This window comes from Ruegeria sp. CH6 (assembly GCF_056537005.1).
The window spans coordinates 95,691-119,573 of record NZ_JBQFQS010000012.1 but is presented as its reverse complement, the minus strand read 5'-3'; the positions used below and the strand labels follow the sequence as shown (position 1 = coordinate 119,573).

The 23,883-nt window shown below is 56.3% G+C and carries 24 protein-coding genes; 7 read left to right on the top strand and 17 right to left on the bottom strand.

Features of this window, described 5'->3' with window-relative positions:
- Nucleotides 1-34: 34 nt before the first annotated feature.
- Together ACR0CW_RS19160 and ACR0CW_RS19155 are read right to left on the bottom strand one after the other, a co-directional pair.
- Entirely contained in the window at nucleotides 35-571 is a 537-nt protein-coding gene (locus tag ACR0CW_RS19160) for an SRPBCC family protein (protein WP_480788994.1), read from the bottom strand.
- Between the two features lie 133 nt (nucleotides 572-704).
- On the bottom strand, nucleotides 705-1,178 hold the full coding sequence (locus tag ACR0CW_RS19155; protein WP_480788993.1) for a phosphoribosyl-AMP cyclohydrolase: 474 nt from the start codon (nucleotides 1,176-1,178) through the stop codon (nucleotides 705-707).
- Nucleotides 1,179-1,458: 280 nt separating this feature from the next.
- Here ACR0CW_RS19155 and ACR0CW_RS19150 point away from each other — a divergent pair, with 280 nt between their 5' ends.
- The 3 genes from ACR0CW_RS19150 (at nucleotide 1,459) to ACR0CW_RS19140 (ending at nucleotide 4,028) form a co-directional block, all read left to right on the top strand.
- Nucleotides 1,459-1,848 carry a hypothetical protein gene (locus ACR0CW_RS19150; RefSeq protein WP_480788992.1) on the top strand — a complete coding sequence of 130 codons (390 nt, stop codon included), beginning with the start codon at nucleotides 1,459-1,461 and terminating at the stop codon, nucleotides 1,846-1,848.
- Between the two features lie 63 nt (nucleotides 1,849-1,911).
- A complete protein-coding gene (locus ACR0CW_RS19145; protein WP_480788991.1) occupies nucleotides 1,912-3,294 on the top strand; it encodes a leucyl aminopeptidase family protein in 1,383 nt (460 codons plus the stop codon).
- Nucleotides 3,291-4,028, top strand: a complete 738-nt coding sequence (locus tag ACR0CW_RS19140; protein ID WP_480788990.1) for a C40 family peptidase — start codon at nucleotides 3,291-3,293, stop codon at nucleotides 4,026-4,028. Before ACR0CW_RS19145 ends, ACR0CW_RS19140 begins: the two co-directional genes overlap by 4 nt.
- On the opposite strand, the gene ACR0CW_RS19135 is transcribed toward ACR0CW_RS19140, so the two are convergent.
- From ACR0CW_RS19135 to ACR0CW_RS19125, 3 genes are all read right to left on the bottom strand, one after another.
- The gene (locus ACR0CW_RS19135) at nucleotides 4,025-4,375 is read right to left on the bottom strand and encodes a DUF2794 domain-containing protein (RefSeq protein ID WP_155144256.1); all 351 of its coding nucleotides are present in this window, start codon (nucleotides 4,373-4,375) and stop codon (nucleotides 4,025-4,027) included. The genes ACR0CW_RS19140 and ACR0CW_RS19135 overlap by 4 nt on opposite strands.
- 79 nt (nucleotides 4,376-4,454) lie before the next feature.
- Nucleotides 4,455-6,119, bottom strand: coding sequence for an ABC transporter permease (locus tag ACR0CW_RS19130; RefSeq protein WP_480788989.1), 1,665 nt, complete (start codon nucleotides 6,117-6,119; stop codon nucleotides 4,455-4,457).
- Nucleotides 6,120-6,199: 80 nt separating this feature from the next.
- The gene (locus tag ACR0CW_RS19125; RefSeq protein WP_480788988.1) at nucleotides 6,200-6,511 is read right to left on the bottom strand and encodes a YciI family protein; all 312 of its coding nucleotides are present in this window, start codon (nucleotides 6,509-6,511) and stop codon (nucleotides 6,200-6,202) included.
- Between the two features lie 85 nt (nucleotides 6,512-6,596).
- On the opposite strand from ACR0CW_RS19125, the gene ACR0CW_RS19120 reads away from it, so the two are divergent.
- On the top strand, nucleotides 6,597-7,502 hold the full coding sequence (locus ACR0CW_RS19120; protein ID WP_480788987.1) for a LysR family transcriptional regulator: 906 nt from the start codon (nucleotides 6,597-6,599) through the stop codon (nucleotides 7,500-7,502).
- Here ACR0CW_RS19120 and ACR0CW_RS19115 read toward each other — a convergent pair.
- The 9 genes from ACR0CW_RS19115 to ACR0CW_RS19075 form a co-directional block, all read right to left on the bottom strand.
- Nucleotides 7,493-8,710 (bottom strand): phenylacetate--CoA ligase family protein, encoded by a 1,218-nt coding sequence (locus ACR0CW_RS19115; protein ID WP_480788986.1) that lies wholly within the window; start codon nucleotides 8,708-8,710, stop codon nucleotides 7,493-7,495. The genes ACR0CW_RS19120 and ACR0CW_RS19115 overlap by 10 nt on opposite strands.
- A 19-nt stretch (nucleotides 8,711-8,729) precedes the next feature.
- Nucleotides 8,730-9,563: an ABC transporter ATP-binding protein gene (locus ACR0CW_RS19110; RefSeq protein ID WP_155144248.1), complete on the bottom strand. Its 834-nt coding sequence runs from the start codon at nucleotides 9,561-9,563 to the stop codon at nucleotides 8,730-8,732.
- Nucleotides 9,564-9,677: 114 nt separating this feature from the next.
- Complete coding sequence (locus ACR0CW_RS19105) at nucleotides 9,678-10,961, bottom strand: ABC transporter substrate-binding protein (RefSeq protein ID WP_170335686.1); 1,284 nt, start codon at nucleotides 10,959-10,961, stop codon at nucleotides 9,678-9,680.
- Between the two features lie 75 nt (nucleotides 10,962-11,036).
- A complete protein-coding gene (locus ACR0CW_RS19100) occupies nucleotides 11,037-12,113 on the bottom strand; it encodes a branched-chain amino acid ABC transporter permease (protein ID WP_170335688.1) in 1,077 nt (358 codons plus the stop codon).
- Nucleotides 12,114-12,116: 3 nt separating this feature from the next.
- Nucleotides 12,117-12,374 (bottom strand): hypothetical protein, encoded by a 258-nt coding sequence (locus ACR0CW_RS19095; RefSeq protein ID WP_155144243.1) that lies wholly within the window; start codon nucleotides 12,372-12,374, stop codon nucleotides 12,117-12,119.
- On the bottom strand, nucleotides 12,371-12,625 hold the full coding sequence (locus ACR0CW_RS19090) for a hypothetical protein (RefSeq protein ID WP_480788985.1): 255 nt from the start codon (nucleotides 12,623-12,625) through the stop codon (nucleotides 12,371-12,373). Before ACR0CW_RS19090 ends, ACR0CW_RS19095 begins: the two co-directional genes overlap by 4 nt.
- Entirely contained in the window at nucleotides 12,626-13,612 is a 987-nt protein-coding gene (locus ACR0CW_RS19085) for a branched-chain amino acid ABC transporter permease (RefSeq protein WP_155144239.1), read from the bottom strand.
- 29 nt (nucleotides 13,613-13,641) lie between these two features.
- Nucleotides 13,642-14,460 carry an ABC transporter ATP-binding protein gene (locus ACR0CW_RS19080; RefSeq protein ID WP_480788984.1) on the bottom strand — a complete coding sequence of 273 codons (819 nt, stop codon included), beginning with the start codon at nucleotides 14,458-14,460 and terminating at the stop codon, nucleotides 13,642-13,644.
- A gap of 78 nt (nucleotides 14,461-14,538) precedes the next feature.
- A complete protein-coding gene (locus tag ACR0CW_RS19075; protein ID WP_480789004.1) occupies nucleotides 14,539-16,482 on the bottom strand; it encodes an AMP-binding protein in 1,944 nt (647 codons plus the stop codon).
- Nucleotides 16,483-16,976: 494 nt separating this feature from the next.
- Here ACR0CW_RS19075 and ACR0CW_RS19070 point away from each other — a divergent pair, with 494 nt between their 5' ends.
- Nucleotides 16,977-17,351 (top strand): hypothetical protein, encoded by a 375-nt coding sequence (locus ACR0CW_RS19070; RefSeq protein WP_155144233.1) that lies wholly within the window; start codon nucleotides 16,977-16,979, stop codon nucleotides 17,349-17,351.
- 132 nt (nucleotides 17,352-17,483) lie between these two features.
- Here ACR0CW_RS19070 and mutT read toward each other — a convergent pair whose 3' ends face one another.
- From mutT to ACR0CW_RS19055, 3 genes are read right to left on the bottom strand one after another with little or no spacing between them, the layout of a single operon-like run.
- The gene (gene mutT / locus ACR0CW_RS19065; protein ID WP_368669716.1) at nucleotides 17,484-17,882 is read right to left on the bottom strand and encodes an 8-oxo-dGTP diphosphatase MutT; all 399 of its coding nucleotides are present in this window, start codon (nucleotides 17,880-17,882) and stop codon (nucleotides 17,484-17,486) included.
- Entirely contained in the window at nucleotides 17,879-19,105 is a 1,227-nt protein-coding gene (gene argJ / locus ACR0CW_RS19060) for a bifunctional glutamate N-acetyltransferase/amino-acid acetyltransferase ArgJ (protein ID WP_480788983.1), read from the bottom strand. Before argJ ends, mutT begins: the two co-directional genes overlap by 4 nt.
- A 5-nt stretch (nucleotides 19,106-19,110) precedes the next feature.
- Complete coding sequence (locus ACR0CW_RS19055) at nucleotides 19,111-19,959, bottom strand: peptidylprolyl isomerase (RefSeq protein ID WP_480744234.1); 849 nt, start codon at nucleotides 19,957-19,959, stop codon at nucleotides 19,111-19,113.
- Between the two features lie 176 nt (nucleotides 19,960-20,135).
- Between ACR0CW_RS19055 and secA the strand changes: the two genes are divergently transcribed.
- Nucleotides 20,136-22,841 carry a preprotein translocase subunit SecA gene (secA, locus tag ACR0CW_RS19050; protein WP_480788982.1) on the top strand — a complete coding sequence of 902 codons (2,706 nt, stop codon included), beginning with the start codon at nucleotides 20,136-20,138 and terminating at the stop codon, nucleotides 22,839-22,841.
- A 100-nt stretch (nucleotides 22,842-22,941) separates the two neighbouring features.
- The gene (locus ACR0CW_RS19045; RefSeq protein WP_480788981.1) at nucleotides 22,942-23,865 is read left to right on the top strand and encodes a hypothetical protein; all 924 of its coding nucleotides are present in this window, start codon (nucleotides 22,942-22,944) and stop codon (nucleotides 23,863-23,865) included.
- Nucleotides 23,866-23,883 lie beyond the last annotated feature (18 nt).

Below are 23,883 nucleotides of genomic sequence, written 5' to 3'. Positions count from 1 at the left end.
TTAGCAGCCTACAAAAAAGAGACACCTCTTTCGATCACCCCCGCCCTTCGACAACAGTCTTCAGATTGGACAAACCACGCTCGTAGTCGGAACCAACCCACTCATCCATCATCAAACCCATCCAGCGCATCATCGGGTTCATGCCCAGATCGGATTCGAAGCCCCATGTCACTTTGGTCTGATCGCCCTCGGGCTGCAGGGTAAAGGACGCAGCTGCAGTTCCCATGTCACCAAAATCAAGCGCGGTTTTGACGGTCTGGTTTTCGACGCTTTCAACGATCTCCTGTATTCCACTTCCCACCTGTGGATGTTCCGAACTCCAGGTCAGCGTGTTTCCCACACCTGCGTCCGGTCCGGTATAGGCCAACTTGGTCTCGGGATCGCGCGACAGCCAGGGCGACCACTTTTCGGTCTCCTGCATCGAATTTACATACGGAAATATCTTACTGGCGGGCGCATCAATCGTGATACTTCGGGACACTTCGGCCTTGCCGGGCAGCAGATACGACACGCCGACCAGAATCAGAATAAGAACAAGCAGAGTGACAATAATACGTTTAATGAATCGCATGACGCGCTCCTGATCCAAAAAGCTCTGCGCCAATCATAACAAAAAATGGCGCAAAATCAGAGACCTGATCCACGCCATTCAAAAACCGTCGGATGCCTGCTTCAGGCCGCCCGTATTGGTTTCAATGTCAGAGTTACGGTTGATAGGGCAACGATGAGTGGTGCAGCACGATACGCAGCACACCATCGGAGTCTTTCTTGTACCCAAAGCTCTTGTCGACCTGAGTCACATCGCCATTCTTGTCTGTAAGAATGACCTTACCCATCCACATGCCGACATCGCCTTCGACAAAGGAAGCAGAGGTCACGCTTTCCATCTCACGCCAGCCTTTGATTCCGAAACCGCCATCAAGCGGATACTCGTCGTCATGGCCTACAAAATAGGCAAGTGCGCCATGCTTGGTCGGACGAAAGGTCTGGTCACCAGAGGCCAGAGTTGGCTTAAACAGGACCGATCCCAGATTATATCCGTAGGCCGCGTCCAGAACATCTTCTGCAACAGGACGGGCCGCATCGATACCGCCTTCTTCATAGGCTTTTGAAATAGCGATCAGCCCTTCGCCCCAGGCATTGCGGGCAGCAACCAGTTCATCAGTGGTTATCGGCATGTTCCTATCCCTTCCTGTCCGCCGTCAATCTCATGGTAATTGGCAGCAAGTGTATTTCAAAACAAGGGGTACAGCTTGAAAAGCTGCCCTTGGTTTCAAGCGTGGTAGCGCGCAACCATTTTGCTTCGCATGGTTCAAGCGCGCGCACCTATACTTGCGCTGTCTGGTTCTCTAGACCGAATTCTCCAAAAATTCGAGATATTATCCAAAGCCAACGCAAGGTTTTGCAAAGATATTTTGTGACAGGTTTATTCCACGCCGTGGGGGCGGAAAGATTGGGATGAATGTGGTGGATAAGATTATCACGCTTGAACACAAGGAATCCGTACGGCTGGATTCGGATCGTTTGGCCGGGTTGTATCGTCAACTGGGTGATACCAATGCGGTGGACGTATTATGCCGAACCATCGAAGAGCTGGCTGTGCGTCTTTCAAATTGCGAACGCTTCTGGCGTCAAAGGGATTGGGCCGGATTGCGAAAATGCTCAAAATCGCTGGTGGCAATTTCCGAACAGGTCGGAATGACAGCACTCGCCCGGGTGGCCGGGGATGTGGCGCAGAATGTGGATGCGGGTGATGCGGTTGCAATTGGCGCAACACTCAACCGCCTGATCCGCGTTGGCGAAGGATCGCTTACCGCTGTTTGGGATCAGCAGGATCTTTCGGTCTGACAGGGGTTGCGGGCGGATAATGGGCGGCTAGTCTGGGCGCAAATCCAAACAGTCGAGACAACCATGACTCTGTCCTTTGCTTCGCCCAACGAACCGGCCCTGCCCCTGCATGTCATCGCAAAAGACGATTTCGAAGACTGGCTGCAGGGTCAGCCTGCCCAGATTCAATCCTGGGTCACCACCAATGGATTTTCCGGTGCTCTGGGTCAGGTTTTGCTGATTCCGGCTGCGGATGGCACACCAGAGATTGCATTGGCTGGATATGGGACCAAAGCAAAACGTTCGCGCAAACGGTTTCCTCTGGCAGCGGCGGCAGAGGCTTTGCCAAAGGGAACCTACCGAATTGCATCGGGTGTTCCGGTCGAAGCACTGGCGATGGAGTGTTTTGGCTGGCTGATGACCGGTTATGCGTTTGATCGCTATGCCTCGCAATCTTCTGCAAGCGCGGCGCTGATTGCGCCCAATGAAATTGACGCCGCGCGTATCGAGGCAATGGCCAATGCCGAAGTGCTGACCCGTGATCTGGTCAACACCCCTGCCTCGGATATGGGGCCGGACCAGCTGCAAGCGTCTGCTCAGGCTCTGGCCAAAGAATTTGGCGCTTCTTGCAAAGTGATTGTTGGAGACGCGTTGCTGGACCGGAACTTTCCGATGATCCACGCAGTGGGCCGCGCGGCAGAACAGGCACCACGCCTGATCGAGATGAACTGGGGATCTTCCGGACCTAAACTGACGCTTGTGGGCAAAGGCGTCTGTTTCGATACAGGTGGGCTGGATCTGAAACCTGCCGCCGCTATGGGCTTGATGAAAAAAGACATGGGCGGGGCCGCGAATGTGCTGGGGCTCGCCCAGATGATCATGGAGCTTAATTTACCGCTGCAACTGCGGGTGCTGATCCCAGCTGTTGAAAACTCGGTCGCAGGAAATGCGTTCCGGCCCGGAGACATCCTGACATCCCGCAAGGGCCTGACGGTTGAGATTAACAACACTGATGCCGAAGGGCGTCTAGTTTTGGCGGATGCGTTGACACTGGCAGATGAAGGAAGCCCGGATCTGGTGATCTCGATGGCGACGCTGACCGGTGCGGCGCGAGTTGCTGTAGGGGCCGACATTGCACCATTTTACACGGATGATGATGGGGCCGCAGATGCACTGACTCGCGCGGCCCGGCAGGTGGCTGACCCGGTATGGCGGATGCCGTTTCACGAACCATACGAGACCCTGATTGAACCCGGTATTGCCGATCTGGACAATGCCCCATCAGGCGGGTTCGCCGGATCGATTACCGCAGCCCTGTTCCTGCGTCGGTTTGCCGGTGACAGCCGGTACATGCATTTCGACATCTATTCGTGGCAGCGCAGCAAGGAACCCGGGCGCAGCAAGGGTGGTTTGGGCCAAGGCCCGCGCGCGCTGCTGACCGCATTGCCCGAGATGCTCGGCCTATGACAAAGCAACGCGTGATCAGACCCGTTGTCGATCTTCTCCGCGATCCGAATGGTCCAAGGGATCGGCAACTACTGTATGGCGATACGGTGACCATCACCGAGACATCGGATCATTGGAGCCGTGTTACCTCTGACAAAGATGGTTACTCTGGCTGGATCGCCAGTGAGGTGATGGGAACGCCGGAACCGGTCACGCATTACGTCAAAGCTCCTGCGACGCATGCCTATCTCAAAGCTGATATGAAAACTCCGGATCGGGCCTCATTGAGTTTCGGCAGCAAGGTACGGGCATTGTCCGAAACAGAACGTTTCCTGGAAACAGATCTTGGCTTCATTCCCAAGGTGCATCTTGCCTCTGACGGATCGCAGATGACCGATCCGGTCGCGGTGGCTGAGCTGTTTCTTGGCACCCCTTATCTTTGGGGTGGGAACAGTCGGTTTGGCGTAGATTGTTCAGGTTTGGTACAGGCTGGTCTGCTGGCCTGCGGCATTGCCTGTCCGGGCGACAGTGGTGATCAGGAACGTGCGCTAGGCGAAGATTTACCCGAAAGCACACCTGCAAAACGCGGAGATTTGTTGTTCTGGAAAGGCCACGTGGCGTGGGTTGCTGGGGAAAACCTGCTGCTTCACGCCAATGCGTATCACATGGCCGTAGCCTTTGAGCCCATGGATAAGGCCATTGCCCGGATCATTTCCCAAGGCGACGGGCCTGTTACTTCCCACAAAAGGCTTTAATCAAGGTCTACGGAACGGATCAGCTTGCGCTCCAGCACGCGCAGAACCGACCGCAAATCATGCCCGCGCTTGAGGATACGTCCATCCATCCCCACGACCGAATACATGCCCTGTTTCAGTCGCAGGCGCGGGTGCTTTTCCACGCGATAGATCGGGTGCTCGGCAGTGCGGCGAAAGATCGAAAAGACTGCCAGATCACGTAGGTTCGAGATACCGTAGTCTCGCCATTCTCCGGCGGCTACCATTCGGCCATATACGGATAGGATTAGGGACATTTCGCGTCTGTCGAACGCGACCGGCATCTGTGCCGGACTTGCAGAAAACCGGCTGGGAGGCTGCATGTTCATACTGTCAGCCTTGCCGGAAACCGCGCTTAAATCAAGCCTGTCACAAATTGGTGTGGCATTTTTGAAGCGCCTGCCCTTGTTACCTGCGTCCAACCTGACGGCAAATCAGGATGACCGGCAACAGACCAACGGCAAGAATAACCAGTGAGGGAACGGCAGCCCCTTCAAGCCTTTCATCCGACGCCAAACGGTAGGCCTGTACGGCCAGTGTATCAAAGTTGAAGGGCCGCATGATCAAGGTCGCGGGCAGTTCCTTCATCACGTCGACAAAGACAATCAGCAGTGCTGTCAGCAATGATGGTGTGAGGATTGGCAGGTGAATCCTTCGCAGCGTTCCCAAGGGTGATTGCCCCAAAGAGCGCGCCGCCGCATCCATGTTTGCATGCACAGTGCTCTGACCACCTTCGTACGCGCTGAGAGCTGCTGCCAGAAACCGCACCATATAGGCAGCCACAAGCAGCCAGATTGAACCAGTGACCAACAAACCGGTCGAGATATCGAACGTGGCCCGCATCCAGGCATCGAGCGCATTGTCGAAGCTCGCGAATGGCACCATTAATCCAACAGCGATCACACCGCCGGGTACAGCGTATCCCAATCGGGCGATGTAAGCCGCTGCGGATGACCCTTTTCCTGGCCTGAGTCGTTGAAAGAAACCAATGCAGATTGCGGCGCATACGGTGACCACTGCAGCCGTGCCCGCAAGTGTGAGTGAGTTTCTGATGAAGCCGAGATAGCGCTTAGACAGCAGGTTCTGCTCAGATTCCAAACCCATTTCGATCAGAATGACTACTGGCAACAGAAACCCGAGCAATACCGGCATCACGCATAACACAAACGCGAATACGGCCTTCAAGCCCTTCAGGTGCACTGCGGGTTGGGACGCGTGCTGCTTGCCGGTTTGATAATATTTTGCTTTGCCGCGCTGCATCCTCTCGGAAACGGCCATGACCAATGCAAAACCCAAAAGGCAAAGGGCAAGCTGTGCTGCAGCGGCGCGATCTGCCATCGAAAACCAGCTGGTATAAATACCGGTGGCAAAGGTCTGAACGCCGAAATAGGATACGGTTCCGAAATCTGCGATGGTCTCCATCACCGCCAACAGAACACCACCTGCTATGGCCGGCCGTGCCATGGGCAGCGAGACGCGGCGGAACGCCTGCCACGGGTTGTTGCCCAGCGCTCGCGCAGCCAAGAATGCTGTCGCGCTTTGCTGCAAAAAAGCTGCGCGGGCCAATAGATAGACATAGGGGTAAAGAACGAGGATCAGCATCACTGCCGCACCCTCGGTCGAACGGATTTCAGGGAACCAATAGTCGCGCGGCCCCCAGCCCATAACTTGTCTGAGCGTGGTTTGAACAATGCCCGGATGATCGAGAATGAACGTATAGGCGTAGGCAAGCACGTACGCGGGAAAGGCCAGAGGCAATACCAATGCGATTTCCAGAAAGCGAACACCGGGAAAACGTGTCATCGTCACCAGCCACGCCGCACCAACACCGATGGCAAATGTGCCCGCTGCAACCAGCACAACAAGAATTACCGTCGTCATCGCATAGCGGGGCATAACTGTTGCCAACAAATGCGAGACGGTGTCAGTACCACCCGTCACCGCAGCAAGCACGACGGCAACCATCGGCAACAGGCACGCGGCTGCAACCAGATAGGCAAGCGTGCCCAACAACCGGGTACCCCGAGCGCCGCGATTGCGCGATCCGTTTTCTGAATAATCGATCTGGGCCATGCTTCCGGTTCACTTTGGCGCAAGCGCCTTGCTCAGCCTTATTCGACCAATTTCGTCAGAATTTCCAGCGCCAATACGTCTCAGGAACCATCTTGGGTCCTGAGTTGCCCAGGATTGGCAAAGACGACATTCCAGCGCAAAACCTGATGGGACAGTCGTAAACCGGTGGGCCAGAACGGATCTTCACGGATCATCCGCTCTACTTCATTCGGATTGGTTTCATTGACCAGCCACAATCCTCCGGCACTTTCTTCGGTAGTGTTAAAGAGTGGCCCGGCGCCTGCAATCCGATCCCGATTGGCCTGTAGAAAATCCAGATGGCTGGCCATGTGTGTCTGACGAAGGCCCGGATCGGCGGCGGGGTTATCCTTGAACAGGATGATATGTGTCATGCTCTTTCTCCAGTGTGGACGTATACAGTCTGCATCCGCAGTTCTGCCGGTTGAATGCATATGATTGCCGCTCTATCCTGCAAAAATGCAGGATATGAACTGGGATGATCTTCGCTATCTGATCGCACTCTATCGTCAGGGCAGTTTTGCTGCCGCCTCACGCGAACTGGGACAGGATGAAACCACGATCGCGCGGAGAATTCGCAGGCTGGAAACGTCTCTGTCCGCATACCTCTTGCTCCGTGACAATACCGGGCGACAACGCCTGACGGAATTAGGTCAAAAACTGGTGGCGCACGCGCTGCGCATGGAAACCGAAACCCGCCAAATGACAGAGATTCTTGGCGCAGATCGCGGCATGATAACCGGCACTGTACGCCTTACAGCAGTTCCCGTTGTCACTGATCGAATACTTACGCAGGCCTTTGTCGGGTTCCAAAACCTCCACCCTGCAATCACCATCGAGCTAATCCCCGAGAGCCGAAATCTGAGTCTGACCACTCGTGAGGCGGATCTGGCGCTACGTCTGGGGCCGCCAAAAACCGGAGGATCAGATATCCTGACGCAACGGATCGGCTGGCTGGATTTCGGATTGTACCAAAGCGCTGCCAATCCACACCAAACCGACGCTCAGAGCAGATGGATTATGTATGAGCCGTCTCATGCACATCTCGAGCAAGCGAACTGGATGCTAGGACAGTCCGACCTCAAGTCAGCCTCGGGTCTGAAGGTGGCGGATCTGAATACTGCAATCGAAGCTGTTGCAAATGGGTTGGGTCAAAGCCTGTTACCGATTGCCGCCTGTAAAACCGATGTCCGATTGCGAAGAATCAAGGCGGCGGGTGGTCAGGACTTGCCCAAGCGCCCTGTCTGGCTGCTGTCTCACAAACATCAATCGCATTTGCATACCATCCAAGCGGTGAAACACTGGCTGTCGCAACTTGATTGGGGCGGACTTTCTCCGCCACCAGTCAAAGCCAATCATTCGTAGACGCGCTGATCCTCGATCACCAAACCATCCTTTGGCAAAGTTCCCGGTGCCACGACCTCGATCGCGCCTTTGAGTTTCAGCACTTCGACCACGGATTTGGCGTATACCATATCGTCACCACCCGCGCTTTCGATCTGAACGGTCATCGTGTCCATTTCGCCCTGACGCGCGGCAATGACCCGAGCCTTGACGATCTCGTCATGCTTGTCGACCAGCGCGGCTACCTGCTCAGGACGAACAAACATACCTTTGATCTTGGTGGTCTGATCGGCGCGCCCCATCCAACCCTTGATCCGCATATTGGTCCGACCGCAAGGTGACACACCTGGCATGATGGCGGACAGATCGCCGGTGGCGAAACGGATCAGCGGATAGTCGGGATTCAGGGAGGTCACCACAACCTCACCCACCTCACCTTCCGCCACCGGCGTCCCGGTGCCCGGAGTGACGATCTCAACGATCACATGTTCGTCGATGATCATCCCCTCCATCGCGGCGCTTTCATAAGCGATGTTGCCCAGATCAGCGGTCGCGTAGCATTGAAGACAGGAGATTCCCCTGTCGGCATAATCCTGTCGCAGACTGGGGAACAGCGCCCCACCGCCCACGATTGCCTTGGAAAAGTTGAGCGTTACGCCCATCTCGTCGGCCTTATCCAGGATCACCTTCAGATAATCTGGCGTACCCGCATAAGCGGTGCAGCCAATATCACGGGCAGCCGTGACCTGCAGTTCAGTCTGTCCGGTTCCGGCGGGCAGAACGGCGGCTCCCACCGCTCGCGCGCCGTTTTCAAAGATCATGCCAGCTGGTGTCAGGTGATATCCAAAGCAGTTCTGCACGATATCGCCCGGCCCCACGCCTGCCGCATGAACAAACCGTCCCATCCGCCACCAGTCGTGATCCGTACTGCCCGGCTCATAGATCGGACCCGGGGATTGAAACACATGGTGGAAATGCCGCGCTGGCTTCACGGTAAAGCCACCAAACGGTGGGCGCGTTGCCTGCGCTTTGGTCAGATCGGACTTCCGCAATACAGGCAATTTCGGCAGATCGGCCACCGAGGTGACTGCATCGGTATCCACCCCCGCAAAATGGGTTGCAAAGCCAGGTGCGGATTTCGCCCTTTCGATCTGAATGCGCAATGCCTGAGCCTGATCGGCAGCACGCTGATCTGCGGTTCGGGTTTCGAGTGCGTCGAAATAGGTCATCGCCAGATCCTCCATCCGCTCACAGCCACCTCTTGCGGCGGCGATATGAACGCACGTCGCGGAAACTCTTACGCCCCTCTTCGGACATGCCGAGGTAAAACTCTTTCACGTCGGGGTTCTCGCGCAGCTCGGCAGCCGGGCCATCCATCACCACCCGGCCGGATTCCAGAATATAGCCGTAATGTGCGAACCTCAGAGCCACGTTGGTGTTCTGTTCAGCCAGCAGGAAAGACACGCCTTCCTGTTCGTTCAGATCCTTCACAATACCAAAGATCTCTTCGACCAGCTGTGGCGCTAGGCCCATTGAAGGCTCGTCCAGCAGGATCGTTTCGGGGCGCGACATCAATGCGCGACCCATCGCAACCATCTGCTGTTCACCGCCCGAGGTGTAACCCGCCTGCGAGCGGCGACGCTCCTTAAGGCGCGGGAAGTAGTTGTAGACCAGTTCAAGATCCTGCTGGATCGCTGCTTTGCCATCCTTGCGGGTATAGGCGCCGGTCAGCAGGTTTTCCTCGACCGTCAGGTGTTCGAAGCAATGACGACCCTCCATCACCTGAATGACACCCTTTTCCACCAGATCGGCCGGATCGCTTTCGTGCACACTCTGACCGCGATACTTGATGGTGCCTTTGGTGACCTCGCCGCGCTCTGAATGCAGCAGGTTCGAGACCGCCTTGAGCGTAGTTGTCTTGCCAGCACCGTTGCCACCCAGAAGGGCCGTGATGCCGCCCTTGGGAACTGTCAGGCTGACGCCCTTGAGCACGAGGATGACGTGGTTGTAGATCACCTCGATATTGTTGACCTCAAGCAGGGTTTCCGCCTGCACGTCAGTGGTTTGTGCTGCATCCAGCATCAGCGCATGTCCTCGTGCCTGTCCCGGTATCCGGGCTGGTTAGGGGGTGGAACGGCGGGCAGGCCGCCGCTCCAAAATATGGTAGTCCCGGATTGGCTCCGGGACGGACCTGTCTTATTCGCAGCGCGGTGAGATGTTGTTCTCAGCCGCATACGCGCCCGAGTCTTCATCGATCAGCGTTGCGATCACTTCTGTGTCGGTCGGTTTAAAGTCCTGAACATTGTTCCAGGTCTTCGCCGATGCATCCCACTGCACGACGCCAACCAGACCCGGGCCGCCGTGGTTTTCACAGGTCACGGTAAACTCGGGGCCAAAGCCTGACATGCCCAATGCTTCCATCTTGGCATTGGTCATTTCCAGCGCTTCCATGCCATCACGCATCATCGCCGCATCGATATCGGCAGTGCCATGCATTTCCTGCGCGGTTTTCGCGGCTTCGGCAGCCAGCATCGCAGCATAAAGACCACGGTTGTACTGAACTGTGCCCAGCTGATCACCCGCACCTGCGGCCTTGCCGGAATCGACAACATATTTCTTCAGATCGTCATAGACCGGATAGTCGGCACCCAGACCGGTAAAGGTCAGTGCCTTGTAGCCATTGGCCTTTTCGCCAGCAGGTTCCACGTCAAATTCAGCACCGGACCACCAGACGCCAATGAAGTTTTCCATTGGGAATCGGATGTTGGCAGCCTCTTGCACGGCGACCTGGTTCATGACGCCCCAGCCCCACATGACAACATAATCCGGCTTTTCACGACGGATCTGCAGCCATTGCGACTTCTGCTCCTGACCCGGGTGGTCAACCGGCAGCAGGGTCAGCTCGTAACCATGCTTTTCCGCCAGCGTTTCCAGCGTGCGGATCGGTTCCTTGCCGTAAGCAGAGTTGTGATAGACCAGCGCGATTTTCTTGCCGCTCAGGTCACCATTGTTGACGTCCAGCAGGTGGTTGATCGCACCCGAGGCACCGTTCCAGTAGTTGGCCGGATAGTTGAATACGTTGCTGAACACCTTGCCGTTCGCAGCAGAGGTACGACCATAACCCATCGTGTGCAGGGGAATTCCGTCTGCGGTCACTTTGGGGATCAGCTGATAGGTAATACCAGTCGAAAGCGGCTGATAAACCAGAGCGCCTTCACCCTTGGTGGATTCATAGCACTCCACACCTTTTTCGGTGTTATAGCCGGTTTCACATTCGATCACCTTGGCAGCAACGCCGCCGATGCCGCCATCACGCTCGTTCAGCAGGGTGAAATAGTCAGCGTAGCCATCTGCGAACGGGATGCCACCCGCTGCGTAAGGCCCGGTCCGGTAGCTGAGCGATGGGAACACGAGGTCGGCCATTGCCGGCCCTGCTGCCATCAGGGCGCCCAGCGCCACGGTTGCCAGTTTCTTGTTCATCGGGTGTCTCCTCCCTTGATTGATCCGATGTTGGTTACGGGCTTTGCACCCTTTCTTTAGTTGGGCCCGCCCCGTTTAGTGGGGGAAAGGCCAGAGTCTGAGTTTCTCTTTGGCCACACGCCATAGCTGCGCCAGACCGTGTGGTTCGAGGATCAGGAACATGATGATCAGGGCCCCGACGATCACCAACTGCAGATGTGCGACGATATCTGTGGGCCAGCCCAGTACATCAACGCCCACGACCTTCAGAACAACAGGCAGCAGCACAAGGAAGGCCGCGCCGGCAAAGGATCCGAAGATCGAGCCAAGACCACCGATGATCACCATGAACAGCACCAGGAACGATTTCTGGATACCGAACACTTCGCCAACCTCGACCGCGCCCAGATAGACGGCAAAGAACAAAGCACCCGCGATACCGACAAAGAACGAGCTGACGGCAAAGGCGGACAGCTTGGCCCTCAGCGGGTTCACCCCGATAATCTCGGCCGCAATATCCATGTCGCGGATCGCCATCCAGGTACGTCCGGTGGTTCCACGCGTCATGTTGCGCGCGATGATGGCGCACAGCGTCAGGAAAATCAGGCAGAACAGATAGGTCGCCCAGGCCGGAGCGTTCGGACCGGTAATGATGATGCCGAACACGTCACGCTCGGGTGCGTTGATCTGGCCCGAGGCCGAGTAGTTGTAGAACCACGGCACGCGGTTGAAGAGCCAAACCAGAAAGAACTGCGCCGCCAGCGTTGCAACCGCCAGATAGAAGCCCTTGATGCGCAACGATGGCAGGCCAAACAGAACGCCGACAATCGCCGTGATGCCGCCCGCAAGCAGCACATGGATAAACATGCTGACATCCGGAAACGCTGTCATCAGCTTGTAGCAGGCATAAGCCCCCACAGCCATGAACCCGCCGGTACCCAGGCTGACCTGACCGCAATAACCAACCAGAATGTTCAGCCCGATTGCAGCGATGGCGTAGATCAGGAAGGGCAGCAGCAGAGCATTGGCCCAATAGTCGTTGATGATGAACGGAATGATCCCGAACGCCACTGCCAGCACAGCATAATAGCGATACCGGTCAAACTTGATCGGGAAAGTCTGGCTGTCGTCCCTGTAGGAGACTTTGAAATCTCCGGCCTCACGATAGAACATGTCTTACTTTCCCCATTCTTCCTGCGCCCGATTGCGAGCTTCGGCGTCCAGTTGGTTGGATCCCTTGGCGTATCCGCTCGCCTCTGAGGCGCGCACCAGTTTCAGATAGGCCAGAACCCCCATGATCAGCCCGGCAAAAGCCAGGATCGCGGCGATCGTCAATTGACTGTCAGTCAGATCATCCGAGGTCAGGGCAATATAGCCAAAGGCCCAGAAACCTGCCCATGCGATCACGTTGATGATGGCGATCAGCTTGGTCATGCCGGAGCACCTCTGCCTCTCACGTTCATCCAATGCACGACCGCAGCGATTGCGGCGTAAAAGAACAGTGAGTCAAAAGCCCGCAGATATGCCGTGTAAATCAGCATTCTCAGCTGCCACTCAGTTTCTCCATAAAGCTCAGGACCTGCCCCGGCTAATCGCACTTCGAAACACTCGCCCAATGTTCGAGCGCCCCCGTAGGCCAGCAAGACAATCGGCAGTGTTTTGAAGAGGTGTTCCAGCTTATCCATCTAAACTCTCTCGATAATTTTTTCACCGAAGAGACCTTGGGGCCGGAACACCAGAAAGATCAACGCCAGTACATAAGCGAACCAGTTCTCAGTCGCGCCGCCCACCAGCGGGCCGATTGCGAACTCGAACAGTTTCTCGCCCACACCGATGATCAGCCCGCCGACAATGGCTCCGGGGATCGAAGTAAACCCGCCCAGCATCAGCACAGGCAGCGCCTTGAGCGCAATCAGCGACAGTGAGAACTGAACGCCCGACTTGGTGCCCCACATGATGCCTGCGACCAGAGCCACAAACCCGGCGACCGACCAGACCATGATCCAGATGAAATTCAGCGAAATGCCAACCGACAGCGCCGCTTGGTGGTCATCAGCCACCGCGCGCATCGCTCGGCCCTGCTTAGTATATTGGCTGAATGCGACCAGTGCGGCCACCAGCAGTGCTGCGATGATCGTCGCGACGATATCCAGATTGTCGATGAAGAAGCCGTAGCCAAAGATGTTGAACGTGGTCTCGTCGATCCACAGATTGATGCCCTGCGGCAGACCCACATCCAGCGTCTTGATCTCGGACCCCCACATCAGGTCGGCGACACCTTCAAGGAAATAGGCCAGACCAATGGTCGCCATGAACAGAATGATGGGCTCTTGTCCGACCAGATGGCGCATCACGAAACGCTGCACTGCCCAGGCCAGCAGCACCATGACCGCCATCGTAAGAATGATCGCCAGCAACGCCGGGACGTTCCAACCAAAATAGTGGACATGAGTGCCAAGGATCGCGTTGATCAGATGCGCAAACGGCACCTGCCCGTTCATGATCCCAACCAGAGTCATGGCGGCGAACAGGGCCATAACCCCTTGGGCATAGTTAAAAATGCCGGACGCCTTGTAGATCAGCACAAAGCCCAGCGCGACCAACGCATAAAGCACCCCGGCCATCAGACCGTTGAGGATGACTTCCATCGCAAATACGAGTTGTTCAGGCATGTCAGCCCCTCCCCAATTCTGTCCGGCCTTTAGTCATGGCTGACCCCCAGATAGGCGTCGATGACTTCCTGATTGCTGCGCACCTCATCCGGCGTGCCGTCACCAATCTTCTTGCCGTAATCCATCACGACCACCCGGTCGCTCAGGTCCATCACAACGCCCATGTCGTGCTCGATCAGCGCAATCGTGGTTCCAAACTCGTCGTTCACGTCGAGGATAAAGCGGCTCATGTCCTCTTTCTCTTCGACGTTCATGCCAGCCATTGGTTCATCCAGAAGCAGCAGCTTGGGTTCCGCCGCCAGCGCGCGCGCCAGTTCGACCCGTTTCTTCAGACCGTAAGGCAGACGCGAGACCGGCGTTTTTCGGATGTGTTGGATTTCGAGGAAATCGATGATCTTCTCAACGGCTTCACGGTTCGCAACCTCTTCCGCCTCGGCTTTGCCCTTCCAAAAGGCTTGCTGAAAGATGTTGGTCTTCATGAAGTTCAGACGACCGGTCATCACGTTGTCCAAAACGCTCATGCCTTCAAACAAGGCGATGTTTTGGAACGTCCGTGCAATGCCCTGCCGGGCCACTTCATAGGGGCGCATCGGCGGGCGCTTTGATCCGTGGAACCAGACCTCGCCCTCCTGCGGGACATAAAACCCCGAAATCACGTTCAGCATGGAGGACTTGCCAGCCCCGTTCGGCCCAATGATGGCGCGGATCTCACCCTCACGAATGTCGAACGAGATATCCTTGATCGCCACCACACCGCCAAAGCGCAGAGTGATGTTTTTCATCTCCATCACCACGCCGCCGATCTTGCGGCCGTCTTCGGTGACATATCCTTCGGAGTTATCCAGCATCAGTCACTCCTTGACTTACGCAAAAACGGGACGGTGGGCGGGGCGATGACCGCAGGTCGAGCGGCGCATGACCGGCCCTCATTCTGCGGCCACCTTGTGCTGAACAACCGGAACAACCGGTGCATCTACAATCTCAAGCTTAGCGCTGATTGATCCCTTGCGCCCATCTTCATAGGTGACTTCGGTTGTGGTCGAGATCGTCTCTGACCCATCGTATAGCGCGTCGATGATGTCCTGGAACTTCTCCTCGACAAACCGACGACGCACCTTGCGGGTCCGGGTCATCTCACCATCGTCAGCATCCAACTCTTTGTGCAGCACAACGAAGCGGTGGACCTGACAACCCGACAGCATCTCATCTGCAGCAACGGATTTGTTCACTGCTTCAACATGGCTGCGAATCGTCTCTAACACACGGGGATGTCCCGCCAGTTCCTGATAAGACGCATAGGCCACATTGTTACGCTCGGCCCAGTTACCAACCGCGGTCAGGTCGATATTGATGAAGGCCACGCAGCGGTCCTTGCCGTTTCCAAACAGCACGACCTCAAGAATGTCGGGATAGAACTTCAGTTTGTTCTCGACGTATTTCGGCGCGAACATTGAGCCATCGGCCATTTTACCAACATCCTTGGCGCGGTCGATGATCCGCAAATGGCCTGAGCTTTCCTCGATGAATCCGGCATCGCCAGTCGCCACCCAACCCTCGGCATCTTTGGTCGAGGCCGTTGAATCCGGGTTATTGTAGTACTCGACGAAAACGCCGGGCGAGCGGTAGTGAATCTCGCCACTGTCATCGATTTTCAACTCTACATCGGGTGCAGGAACACCAACCGTGTCGGCCCGCACTTCTCCATCCGGTTGCACTGTGATGAAAACGGTGGCTTCGGTCTGGCCGTAAAGCTGCTTCAGGTTGATGCCCAGTGAGCGGTAGAAATCAAAAATCTCGGGCCCAATCGCCTCGCCCGCGGTATAGCCCACACGGAACCTGCCATAGCCCAGCGTATCCTTAAGCGGCCCATAGACCAGCAGGTTGCCCAGCGCGTATTTTAGCTTGTCGCCAAAGCCTACTGGCTTGCCGTCCAGCAGCAGGCCACCAACTTTCTTGGCATGGGCCATGAAGTGGTGGAACATGCGTTGCTTCAGCTTGCCCGCGTCCTCCATCCGGATCATCACATTGGTCAGCTGGGTCTCGAACACACGCGGCGGAGCGAAGAAATAGGTCGGCCCGATCTCGCGCAGGTCCGTCATCATCGTGTCGGCGCTTTCGGGGCAGTTCACACAGAAGCCGCACCAATAGGCCTGCCCAATGGAGAAGATGAAATCCCCTACCCACGCCATCGGCAGATAGGACAGGATGTCTTCGTTCCGGGTCAGATGATCAAAATCGGCCGAGTTCTTGGCGCTTTCGATCACATTGCGGTTCGACAGAACCACGCCCTTGGGCTTGCCCGTGGTGCCCGAGGTGTAAAGCATCACGCAGGTGTCGTCATAGGTGATCTCAGCGATGCGCTTGTCCAGTTCGGCGTCAAACCGGGCATGACCGGCGCTGCCTTCGGCCATGATGTCCTCAAGCGCGTTCATCTGGGAATGATCGTATTTCCGCATCCCGCGCTTGTCAGTGTAGAGGATGTGTTTGACCTGATGCAGATTTTCCTGAATCTCGATAACCTTGTCGACCTGCTCCTGATCACCGCAGACCACGTATTTTGCACCACAGTGTTCCAGCACGTAGGCCATCTCTTCGGCCACCGAGTCTTGATAGAGCGGCACCGGAACCGCGCCTACCATCTGCGCCGCGACCATCGACCAGTAATGCGCGGGGCGGTTGCGCCCGATCACTGCGATATGGTCGCCCTTCTCAACACCGAGTTCCAGATAACCAAGGGCAATCGCACGGATTTCCCGAGCCGCTTCGGCCCAGGTCCAGCATTGCCAGATACCGAATTCCTTTTCCCGATAGGCCGGGGCGTCCCCGAACTGGATGACATTGCGGTGTAGAAGCGCCGGAAGGGAGGTCATCCCCTCGGCGCCCGACTGCGTCTGAGCCAATCTCTTTTCTCCTCCCCATCCGACCCCTCCTCCGGGCCGGAAACGGCGGACCCGAGGATCAACCCCGGACGCCAACGCCCCGATTAGGGACATGGACACGATCAGCGTCAACTTTTTCCTGATGTTTTCTCAATTCTTACGAATTGTAACAGGGATACAAAGGCCGTCTTATGAATTGTACAAGATGTACAACCCATATGATTAGAGTGCTTGGCCGCCTGATAAATCATGAGGACTGATTGCATCCTTGTTCACTGAGATATGAAGCGAAAAGTCGGGCATCGATACGAAGTGTCGAGAATTGGAGTTTGGACCTGTTTTGCAAACTCGTTGTCCTGCCACCCCTCTTGCGACAAGAGTTCTCTTTGGAAGGCCGTCAAATAAATGGCGCGAAGCAGTCCAAAAAACGGCCTGTTCAAGCCCCACTAGCAAGAAGCTAATTCAAAAAAATCTTAGAGGGCCACATGTCATCCAAAACAAAGCCTACAATTATTTGGGCGCTTTATGCCGCAAGCCTCGTCGCGCTTTTGACCTCATTCATTGCAGTTAGTTTAGCTTATTCTTGGCGCAAGACTGATCCAGGTTACAAAGTTGTTTACGACCAACAAATTCGCAGGTTCTGGATAGCTGGCATTGGCTGGGCTTTGGGGCTTCTGGTGTTCGTATTCGCGGCATTCACTGACAGTAGCCCTGCTGGGTCGGGCATACCCCTATTGGGCAACATAGGGTTGCTGATTATTGTTGCAACGCAGCTTTGGTTCGCCTTATCGGCAATGATTTCGATATTCTTAGTACCTCAATCATCGAACTCTGGTAGAGCGCCACAAACATTCGCGTGATCAAACACTGAGTGAATTTTCCATCCAATTAAGGCGGGCAAACCAATTCAAGGAAACATGCAGAATCGGGTTTGTTGCCCATCGCATGTTGTTACTCAGACAGATTTCCGAAAAGCCCGCCCCAACCCAAGCCTACAACCAATCCCGCAAAATCGGGATCAGTGGCACGTCAGCAGCAGGCATGGGATAATTCCGCAACTCATTCGCACGCGCCCATTTGAGTGCCTGCCCTTCCTTGGATTGCGGAATACCCTCCCACTTGCGGCAGGCAAACAGCGGCATCAGCAAGTGAAAATCGTCATAGCTGTGGCTGGCGAAGGTCAGCGGGGCGAGGCAAGAGGCCCAGGTATCGATACCCAGTTCCTCATGCAATTCGCGGACCAGCGCGGCTTCGGGCGTTTCGCCGGGTTCGATCTTGCCACCAGGGAATTCCCACAGGCCAGCCATGGATTTACCCTCCGGGCGTTGCGCTAACAGCACCCGGCCTTCGATATCGATCAGGGCGACGGCGGATACAAGAACTGTCTTCACGACCGGTAATCCGCGTTGATTTCGATGTAACCGTGGGTCAGGTCGCAGGTCCAGACAGTGGATTCACCGTCCCCCAAACCTAGATCAACGGTGATCATAAGGTTCTGACCCTTCATGTATTCTGCGGCATCTTCCTCACGATAATCAGGGCTGACCCACCCCTTTTCGGCCACCAGAATGTCACCGAACGAAATGCTCAGAAGATCGCGGTCGGCTGCAGCTCCCGATTTACCGATCGCCATGACCACCCGACCCCAGTTCGGGTCTTCACCTGCGATTGCGGTCTTGACCAGTGGAGAGTTCGCGATCGCCAGCCCATGCACTTTGGCATCAGCACCCGAGACTGCTCCGGTCACCCGGATTTCCACGAACTTTGTTGCGCCTTCACCGTCGCGTACCACCTGCTGGGCCAGATCCAGCATGACGCCTTCCAATGCATCGGCAAAATCGGCGTTGTCTGTTGCATCAACACCCGACGCACCGGTCGCACACAACAACAAGCTGTCCGAGGTCGATGTATCGCTGTCCACAGTGATGCAGTTGAACGTTCGATCCGTCTGGGCGCCCAGCATGGCCTGCAGTGCCGATTGGTCAACTTTGGCATCCGTGAAGATGTAGACCAGCATCGTTGCCATATCTGGCGCGATCATGCCGGAACCCTTGGCAATCCCCGAAATAGAGACTGTTGTGCCCTCTATCTCGACCTGTGCACTGGCGCCTTTCGGGAAGGTATCCGTTGTCATGATGGCACGAGCAGCGTCTTCGAGCTTGTCATCCCGCAGGGCGCCGTTCAGCACATCCAGCTGCGCCACGATGCGTTCATGCGGCAGCGGCTCGCCGATCACCCCGGTGGATGAGGTGAATACGCGATCCACAGCCACGCCGGTAACCGAAGACACGGCCTGCGTCACTTCAGCGACCGAGCTCTGACCGTAATGCCCTGTAAACGCATTGGCGTTGCCCGAATTCACAAGGATCGCCGCTGGCCCCTCGCTGGAGCCGCCGATCTTTTCCTGACAATCCAGCACCGGAGCCGCCCGGGTCGCTGATCGGGTAAACACACCGGCCACCGATGTGCCCGGGTCCATGACCGCCAGCATGACATCCGTGCGGCCCTGATAGCGCACACCTGCCTCGACAGTAGCAAAGCGCACGCCGTCAATAACCGGCAATTCGGGGAAAGCCGCTGGTGCAAGCGGCGAAACCTTGGTGATCGTGGCCACGAGAGTTACTCCTGAATCAGGTCCAGCTGGCGAATGACCTCGGGGCCAGTGCCTTCAAGAGCGGGGCGTTCGATCTGTGCCTGCTGGGTCAATTCATCGATCCGGGCCTGAATTGCATCCTGACGAATGGTCTGGGCAAGCTCTTCGCGAACCACCGCCAGTTCAGGAGCTTCGGACTTTCGCTTGTCATTCAGTTTGACGACATGCCAGCCGAATTGAGTTTGAACGGGGTCGGATACATTGTCTTTCTCCAACGCAACAACGGCCTGTTCGAATTCCGGAACCATCTGTCCCTTACCGAACCAACCCAGCGAACCGCCGTTGGGGCCGGAAGGACCTGTGGATTTTTCCTTTGCCAGTTCAGCAAAATCGGCACCGTCGTCCAGTTGCGACTTGAGCTCTTTCGCCTCTTCTTCGGTTTCTACAAGAATATGGCTGGCGTTGAACTCATCCTCACCCTCGAAATCAGCGAACTGTGCGTCATAGGCCGCCTGGATCGCCTCATCGGTCACGGTGGCCTCGGTAACCTCGTTGACGGTCTGAACTGCCCGAAGCGAACGTGTTTCGTTTTCCAGCGCCAGTTCGTTCAGGGCCGACAGGCCATCCTGCTGCTGGCCCAGCAACTGCTGTTGCACCAGCTGTTCCAGGATGAACTCGTAGAGCACATCATCTTCCAGTTGCTGATACTGCGGCGGCAGAGCGGCAGCGGTGGCGATGACGTGACCCAGTGTGATTTCATCACCGTTGACCCGTGCCACGACGGTGTCCACATCAGGCTTGGTTTCGGCGGCAACAGGCAGTGCCATCACAGCAGCGAGAGCGAGCGATGGCAAAAAAGTGAGGCCTTTTGGCATTGAATCATCCTATTTTCTTGCCGCGACGGGGCGTGGCGTTGACACTCTGGAACCTGCCGCTTACATCGCCTTGAAGCCTTGGACAGGGCCGCCTTTCACCCCCCGTATCTATGGGTTGCGCGCAAGGTGGGCAAGCCTGTCGCAACCAAGACAAGAACAGATCCGCTGGAGTGAACATGCTGGGACTCGGAACGCTCGCCAAAAAGGTGTTCGGAACACCGAACGACCGCAAGATCAAGGCGACCCGCCCCCTGATCGAAAAGATCAACGCGCTGGAGCCCGAGTTCGAGAAACTGTCCGACGAGGGCCTGATCGAAAAGACCGAAGAGCTGCGCAAACGTGCGCTGGGCGGCGAGAGTCTGGACGCTCTGCTGCCCGAAGCCTTTGCCAACGTCCGCGAGGGTGCAAAGCGAGCGCTGGGTCTACGCGCCTTTGATGTGCAGCTGATGGGCGGTACCTTCCTGCATCAGGGCAACATCTCGGAAATGAAAACGGGTGAGGGCAAGACGCTTGTAGCCACCTTCCCCGCCTATCTGAATGCGCTGACGGGCAAGGGCGTGCACGTAGTGACGGTCAACGAATACCTGGCCAAGCGTGACTCGGAATGGATGGGCAAAGTGTTTGCCGCCGTCGGTATGACCACCGGTGTGATCTGGTCCGGCCAGCCTGATGCCGAAAAGAAGGCTGCTTACGCGTGTGACGTCACCTATGCGACCAACAACGAGCTGGGCTTCGACTATCTGCGCGACAACATGAAGGCGGATCTGGCCGAAATCTACCAAAAGTACCACAACTTCGCGATCGTGGACGAGGTGGACTCGATCCTGATCGATGAAGCGCGGACACCGCTGATCATCTCGGGCCCGTCGCAGGACCGTTCGGACCTTTACACGGCCATCGACGCCCTGATCCCCTTGCTTCAGGATGATCATTTCACGCTGGACGAAAAATCCCGCAACGTGACCTTCACCGACGAAGGCAACGAATTCCTCGAACAGCAATTGCTGGATGCGGGACTGCTGCCCGAAGGCCATTCGCTGTATGATCCCGAAAGCACAACTGTTGTGCACCACGTCAACCAGGGCCTGCGCGCGCACAAGATGTTTCAGCGCGACAAGGATTATATCGTGCGCGATGGGAACGTCATTCTGATTGACGAATTCACTGGTCGCATGATGCCGGGCCGCCGCCTGTCCGAGGGCTTGCATCAGGCTATCGAGGCCAAGGAAGGCGTGCAGATTCAGCCCGAAAACGTGACACTGGCCAGCGTGACGTTCCAGAACTACTTCCGCCTCTACGATAAACTGGGCGGCATGACAGGCACCGCACTGACCGAGGCAGAAGAGTTTGCCGAAATCTACGGTCTGGGCGTGGTCGAGGTTCCGACCAACAAACCAATCGCGCGTGAAGACCGAAACGATCAGGTGTATCGTACCGCTGCCGAAAAATACGATGCGATGATCAAGCAAACCAAGAAAGCCTCTGAAAAAGGGCAACCGGTGTTGCTGGGCACAACATCAATCGAAAAATCCGAGTTGCTGAGTCAATTGCTGGTCAAGGAAGGCATCGAGCACAACGTTCTGAACGCCCGTCAGCACGAGCAGGAAGCGCAGATCGTGGCAGATGCCGGTCGTCTGGGTGCGGTTACTATCGCGACCAACATGGCCGGTCGCGGAACCGACATTCAGCTGGGCGGCAATGTGGAAATGAAAGTCCTGCAGGCGTTGGCCGAAAATCCGGATGCAGATCCGGCGGAACTGCGCGCCCAGGAAGAAGCCCGCCACGCAGAAGAAAAGCAAAAAGTACTGGAGGCCGGTGGCCTTTACGTCATGGCCTCGGAACGTCACGAAAGCCGCCGGATCGACAACCAGTTGCGCGGCCGTTCGGGCCGTCAGGGCGACCCCGGCCGAACCATCTTTTATCTGAGCCTCGAAGATGACCTGATGCGCATCTTCGGCTCAGAACGTCTGGACAAGGTCCTGACCACTCTGGGCATGAAAGAGGGCGAAGCGATCATTCACCCATGGGTGAACAAGTCGCTTGAGCGCGCTCAGGCCAAGGTCGAAGGTCGCAACTTTGACATGCGTAAGAACGTTCTGAAGTTCGACGATGTCATGAACGACCAGCGGAAGGTGATCTTTAACCAGCGCCGCGAGATCATGTCGGCGGACGATCTGTCGGATATCGCATCGGATATGCGCGAACAGGTGATCGATGACCTGATCGATCAGTACATGCCACCAAAGACCTATGCGGATCAGTGGGATACCGATGGTCTGCATGAGGCGATCAAAGACAAGCTGAACATGGATGTCCCGGTTCAGGACTGGGCTGCCGAAGAAGGTGTTGATGACGAAGAAATTCGCGAACGCCTCATCAAGACCACTGACGATATGATGGCGCAAAAAGCCGTCGCTTTCGGCCCGGAAAACATGCGCAACATCGAAAAACAGGTGTTGTTGCAGACCATTGACGGCAAATGGCGCGAGCATCTGCTGACGCTTGAGCATCTGCGCTCGGTTGTTGGATTCCGCGGTTACGCTCAGCGTGATCCGCTGAATGAGTACAAGACCGAAAGCTTCCAGCTGTTTGAATCGATGCTGGAAGGCCTGCGGGAAACCGTGACCCAGCAACTGGCCCGTGTTCGCCCGCTGTCCGAAGAAGAACAGCGCGAAATGATGGCTCAGATGGCGGCACAGCAGGCGCAGATCAAAGAGGCTACCGATCAGGCCGAAGCCGTGGCCGAGGCCGAAGCTTCGGGTGATCCGCGCCCAGGTTTTGTCGAAGATGACCCTGAAACCTGGGGTAACCCGTCACGCAATGACAAATGTCCCTGCGGTTCGGGTAAGAAGTTCAAACACTGCCACGGCCGTTTGACCTAACGTCACCCAATCTCGGACACAATGACTCCGCTTCGCGGCCACATATTGGCCGCGATTGTTAATGAAATTGCGACTCGCTCCTTCAACTGGGGAGGGTGTCTTGTTTGTCATTAAGAACTACGTGACCACCTGTGGCACAGTGGCCTGTGCTCTTGCGATTGGTTACCTGATGCAGAACGGTCCGAACGCGCAACACAAAGGCGCGACCATTCAACATGCCTCGGTGACAAACGAAAGCTCTGTAATCCCCGGACTCGAAAGTGTTGTTCTGACCTCTTCTTCACCGGCAGACACTGAGAGTTCAGTGACATCCCCGGCAAACCGAACACTTCGCGCCAAGCCTACAGACCCTCAACAGCAGGTAGACTGTAATCTGAGCGCACGCGCAGTCGCCGCACCGCAGGCCGCTGCCCGATTGACCTTAAAGGCCCCCTGTAAGCCCAGCCAGAATGTCGAGCTTCACCACAGCGGAATGACATTCACAGCCAGGACAGATGAGGACGGCCGTATTGACCTGACCATCCCGGTGCTTTCCGAATATGCGATTTTCCTGATTTCCTTCGAGGACAATGCCGGAACAGTCGCCACAACTCACGTCCCGGATTTCGCGGCATACAACCGCGTTGCCCTGCAATGGCGGGGAAACACCGAGCTTCAGCTACATGCATTGGAGTTTGGCGCAAGCTATGGCGAGGCTGGGCATGTCTGGGCAAACCCGAAAGCTGAGGGTGTAGGTAATGTGGTTCACTTGGGTATCGCAGGCTCAACAAGTGCACACAATGTCGAACTATACACCTTTCCGGCCGGTCAAACGGATCAGAACGGTGAGATCGCACTGACCGTCGAAGCAGAAGTGACAGAGGCAAATTGCGGGCGAAAACTGAGCGTTCAATCGCTGGAAATCCGCGCGGATCGCCGTCTGCGGTCGCGTGACCTGACACTGCCGATGCCGGATTGTTCCGCAGACCAGAATTTTCTGGTGTTGAATAATCTGTTCGAAGACCTGACAATCGCGGCAAAGTAACCGCAGGCAGTTTAACGG

What these genes read in the sequence shown, in the direction of transcription:
- ACR0CW_RS19160 (WP_480788994.1), bottom strand. Translation starts at nt 571, where the DNA reads ATGCGATTCATTAAACGTATTATTGTCACTCTGCTTGTTCTTATTCTG.
- ACR0CW_RS19155 (WP_480788993.1), bottom strand. Translation starts at nt 1,178, where the DNA reads ATGCCGATAACCACTGATGAACTGGTTGCTGCCCGCAATGCCTGGGGC.
- ACR0CW_RS19150 (WP_480788992.1), top strand. Translation starts at nt 1,459, where the DNA reads ATGAATGTGGTGGATAAGATTATCACGCTTGAACACAAGGAATCCGTA.
- ACR0CW_RS19145 (WP_480788991.1), top strand. Translation starts at nt 1,912, where the DNA reads ATGACTCTGTCCTTTGCTTCGCCCAACGAACCGGCCCTGCCCCTGCAT.
- ACR0CW_RS19140 (WP_480788990.1), top strand. Translation starts at nt 3,291, where the DNA reads ATGACAAAGCAACGCGTGATCAGACCCGTTGTCGATCTTCTCCGCGAT.
- ACR0CW_RS19135 (WP_155144256.1), bottom strand. Translation starts at nt 4,375, where the DNA reads ATGAACATGCAGCCTCCCAGCCGGTTTTCTGCAAGTCCGGCACAGATG.
- ACR0CW_RS19130 (WP_480788989.1), bottom strand. Translation starts at nt 6,119, where the DNA reads ATGGCCCAGATCGATTATTCAGAAAACGGATCGCGCAATCGCGGCGCT.
- ACR0CW_RS19125 (WP_480788988.1), bottom strand. Translation starts at nt 6,511, where the DNA reads ATGACACATATCATCCTGTTCAAGGATAACCCCGCCGCCGATCCGGGC.
- ACR0CW_RS19120 (WP_480788987.1), top strand. Translation starts at nt 6,597, where the DNA reads ATGCAGGATATGAACTGGGATGATCTTCGCTATCTGATCGCACTCTAT.
- ACR0CW_RS19115 (WP_480788986.1), bottom strand. Translation starts at nt 8,710, where the DNA reads ATGACCTATTTCGACGCACTCGAAACCCGAACCGCAGATCAGCGTGCT.
- ACR0CW_RS19110 (WP_155144248.1), bottom strand. Translation starts at nt 9,563, where the DNA reads ATGCTGGATGCAGCACAAACCACTGACGTGCAGGCGGAAACCCTGCTT.
- ACR0CW_RS19105 (WP_170335686.1), bottom strand. Translation starts at nt 10,961, where the DNA reads ATGAACAAGAAACTGGCAACCGTGGCGCTGGGCGCCCTGATGGCAGCA.
- ACR0CW_RS19100 (WP_170335688.1), bottom strand. Translation starts at nt 12,113, where the DNA reads ATGTTCTATCGTGAGGCCGGAGATTTCAAAGTCTCCTACAGGGACGAC.
- ACR0CW_RS19095 (WP_155144243.1), bottom strand. Translation starts at nt 12,374, where the DNA reads ATGACCAAGCTGATCGCCATCATCAACGTGATCGCATGGGCAGGTTTC.
- ACR0CW_RS19090 (WP_480788985.1), bottom strand. Translation starts at nt 12,625, where the DNA reads ATGGATAAGCTGGAACACCTCTTCAAAACACTGCCGATTGTCTTGCTG.
- ACR0CW_RS19085 (WP_155144239.1), bottom strand. Translation starts at nt 13,612, where the DNA reads ATGCCTGAACAACTCGTATTTGCGATGGAAGTCATCCTCAACGGTCTG.
- ACR0CW_RS19080 (WP_480788984.1), bottom strand. Translation starts at nt 14,460, where the DNA reads ATGCTGGATAACTCCGAAGGATATGTCACCGAAGACGGCCGCAAGATC.
- ACR0CW_RS19075 (WP_480789004.1), bottom strand. Translation starts at nt 16,482, where the DNA reads ATGACCTCCCTTCCGGCGCTTCTACACCGCAATGTCATCCAGTTCGGG.
- ACR0CW_RS19070 (WP_155144233.1), top strand. Translation starts at nt 16,977, where the DNA reads ATGTCATCCAAAACAAAGCCTACAATTATTTGGGCGCTTTATGCCGCA.
- ACR0CW_RS19055 (WP_480744234.1), bottom strand. Translation starts at nt 19,959, where the DNA reads ATGCCAAAAGGCCTCACTTTTTTGCCATCGCTCGCTCTCGCTGCTGTG.
- secA (WP_480788982.1), top strand. Translation starts at nt 20,136, where the DNA reads ATGCTGGGACTCGGAACGCTCGCCAAAAAGGTGTTCGGAACACCGAAC.